Below are 3,041 nucleotides of genomic sequence, written 5' to 3' on the forward strand. Positions count from 1 at the left end.
CTGTTCGACGAGCATTACTACAACAATGTCGGGTTCTATAACGGGGTATACAACGGCGAGCCGCGCACCTTGATGGTGAGCCTGGACTGGAAGCTTTGAGTCATTCGCACGCACTCATTGCCACGCCGCTGCCGTCTCGGGAGGCGGCGGCATGCGGGAAAATTTCCTGAGACAGGTCTTGTAATACTTTCCCGCTGTAAGAAAAGTCTGCTTCGCTAGTAGGATCTTAATCCCAAATTGACATCAGGCAGATATGAGCACCTTCTCGGAGCCCCCCAGTTGCTGGCCATCCCGGTCATCCTCCCCGCGTCCTTGTGACGTCTCCCGCATGAGTACCCGCCCATGGAATGGCTAGCCGACCCCACGGCCTGGCTGGGCCTTGCCACGCTGATCGTGCTCGAACTGGTGCTGGGTATCGACAACCTGGTGTTCATTGCCATTCTGGCCGACAAGCTACCGCCCCATCAGCGCGACCGCGCGCGGGTGATCGGCCTTTCCATGGCGATGATCATGCGCCTGGGCCTGCTGGCCAGTATTTCGTGGATGGTAACGTTGACGGCGCCGCTGTTCGAGGTGTTCGACAAGAGCTTCTCGGGACGTGACCTGATCATGCTGTTCGGTGGCGTGTTCTTGCTGTTCAAGGCCACCATGGAACTGCACGAGCGCCTTGAAGGGCATGTCACCCAGGCTAGCGGCCCGGTCCGCCATTCGGCGTTCTGGCCGATCGTCGCGCAGATAGTCGTGGTCGATGCGGTGTTCTCGCTGGACGCCGTGATCACGGCTGTGGGCATGGTCGAGCACCTGGCGGTGATGATGATCGCGGTGATCTTCTCGATGGGCATCATGATCGTGGCCAGCAAGCCGCTGACCCGCTTCGTCAATGCCCACCCGACGGTGATCATGCTGTGCCTGGGCTTCCTGATGATGATCGGCTTCAGCCTGACCGCCGAGGGCCTGGGCTTCCATATCCCCAAAGGCTACCTGTACGCGGCGATCGGCTTCTCGATCCTGATCGAACTGTTCAACCAGCTGGCGCGCGCCCGTCGCAAGCGCAGCGTGCAACAGCACCGGCCGCTGCGCGAGCGCACGGCGCATGCCGTGCTGCGCCTGCTGGGCGGCCGCCGGGTCGAGGCCGACGAGGTGGGCGAGGAGATCGCCGACATGATCGAGGGCAGCGAGGAGCAGGTCCTGTTCGACCGCCGTGAGCGGGTGATGATCAGCGGTGTGCTGAACCTGGCCGAGCGGCCCGTGCGCACGGTGATGACGGTGCGCACCGAAATCGATGCCATCGAACTCAACCAGAACCCGGAAGAGATCGCCCAGGCCTTGGTGAACTCGCCGTACTCACGCCTGCCGCTGATCCGCGACGGCCGTATCGACGAGCCGCTGGGCTTCGTGCACAAGAAGGAACTGCTGCATGAGCTGCTGGCCGGCCGTACGCCGGACCTGGCCAACCTCGCCCGGGCGCCGTTGAACCTGCTGGAGAGCTTCAGCGTCCTCAATGCCCTTGAGCAGATGCGCGCGCAGTCGACGCACATCGCTTTCGTGGTCAACGAGTTTGGTGATTTCACCGGCGTGCTGACCATGACCGACGTGCTCGAGTCGATTGCCGGTGAATTGCCCGATGCCAGCGAGGTTGAGGGGCCAGGTATTGTCGAGGACGCCGATGGCTTTGTCGTCAATGGGGCGCTCAACCTCAGCCAGGTGCAGGCCCAGACCGGTTTTGCCGCCCGTGCCACCGAGGACTACCAGACCCTCGCGGGCCTGGTGATGAGCCTGCTCGACCGCCTGCCGGTGGTCGGCGACAGCCTCGCCTGGAACGGCTGGCAGATGACCGTGGTGGCGGTGGAGGAGCGCCGGGTGCGCCAGGTGCGCCTTACACCGGCTTGCGACGCTGGCGCAGCAGGTGCTTGAACCCTTCGACGATCAGCACCACCACCGCGGCCCAGATCGGCAGGTACGTCAGCCACTGGTCCGCGGCGATGGTCTGGCCCAGCAGCAGGGCCACGCCGACCAGCAACACCGGCTCGACGTAGCTGAGCAGGCCGAACAGGCTGAAGGGCAGCAGGCGGCTGGCCAGCACATAGCTGATCAGTGCCAGTGCGCTGATTACACCTAGCATCGGGATCAGCCCGTAGAGCGCCGGGTGGGCGGTCATGTCGGCGGCAGACAATGGCCCTGTGATGACAAAGTACAGGGCCGTTGGCAGCAACAGAAACATGTCGCTCCACAGGCCGCCAAGGTTTTCGTTGCGGCACTTGCGGCGCAGCACGAAGTACATCGGATAACCGGTGGCCACCACCACGGTTTCCCAGGCGAAGCTGCCGTGCTGGTAGAGCTCGTGGCCGACGCCGCAGGCGGCGCACAGCACCGCCACTTTCTGCAGGTAGGACAGGCGTTCGCCGTAGACCAGCCGGCCAGTCAGCACCATGGTCAGCGGCAGCAGAAAATAGCCCAGCGATACTTCAAGACTGCGCCCATGCAGCGGCGCCCAGAGAAACAGCCACAGCTGCACGCCCAGCAACCACGAGGTGCCGATCATGCCCAGCAGCAGCACCGGCGTTTGCCGGACGCGCCGCAGCAGCTGGCCGACCAGGGGCCAGTCCTTGCTCAGCAGCATGAATACCGTCAGGCAGGGCAAGGTCAGCAAGGTCCGCCAGCCGAAGATTTCCTCGCCATCGAGCGGCGTGAGCAGGGAGGTATAGAAGTACATCACGGCGAACAGGCAGGACGCCGTGACTGATGAAAGAATGCCTTTTGACACGTATGCCTCGGTTGCAGGAGTTGAGCGGAGCGATCAACCGCGCATGATCTCAGGGGGCGCCACCTTGGGCAACCTCGAACCGCCGGGCTGCGCGACCAGTGCCTTGAGCAACGCTTCGCTGCTCATGGGCCGGGCAAACAGGTAGCCTTGCTGGAAATCCACGCCATGATGGGCCAGGTAATCGCGCTGCACCAGGGTTTCCACCCCTTCGGCGACGATGCCCAGCTCAAGCTTGGCCGACAGCTCGATGATGCTCTCGAGGATGTGTTGGGACAGG

3 protein-coding genes are annotated in these 3,041 nt (G+C 63.3%); 1 reads left to right on the forward strand and 2 read right to left on the reverse strand.

Going from position 1 to position 3,041, the window contains the following annotated elements; genetic code table 11:
* Positions 1–342: 342 nt before the first annotated feature.
* Entirely contained in the window at positions 343–1,914 is a 1,572-nt protein-coding gene (locus VJS90_RS03680) for a TerC family protein (protein ID WP_324119217.1), read from the forward strand.
* Here VJS90_RS03680 and rarD read toward each other — a convergent pair.
* Both rarD and VJS90_RS03690 read right to left on the reverse strand, forming a co-directional pair.
* Positions 1,877–2,764: an EamA family transporter RarD gene (rarD, locus tag VJS90_RS03685; protein WP_324119219.1), complete on the reverse strand. Its 888-nt coding sequence runs from the start codon at positions 2,762–2,764 to the stop codon at positions 1,877–1,879. The two genes, VJS90_RS03680 and rarD, sit on opposite strands and share 38 nt — an antisense overlap.
* 33 nt (positions 2,765–2,797) lie before the next feature.
* Positions 2,798–3,041: EAL domain-containing protein (locus VJS90_RS03690; RefSeq protein ID WP_324119221.1), on the reverse strand; the 244-nt coding region annotated here is incomplete at its 5' end.

Source organism: Pseudomonas sp. (genome assembly GCF_035277045.1).
Taxonomy (GTDB): domain Bacteria; phylum Pseudomonadota; class Gammaproteobacteria; order Pseudomonadales; family Pseudomonadaceae; genus Aquipseudomonas.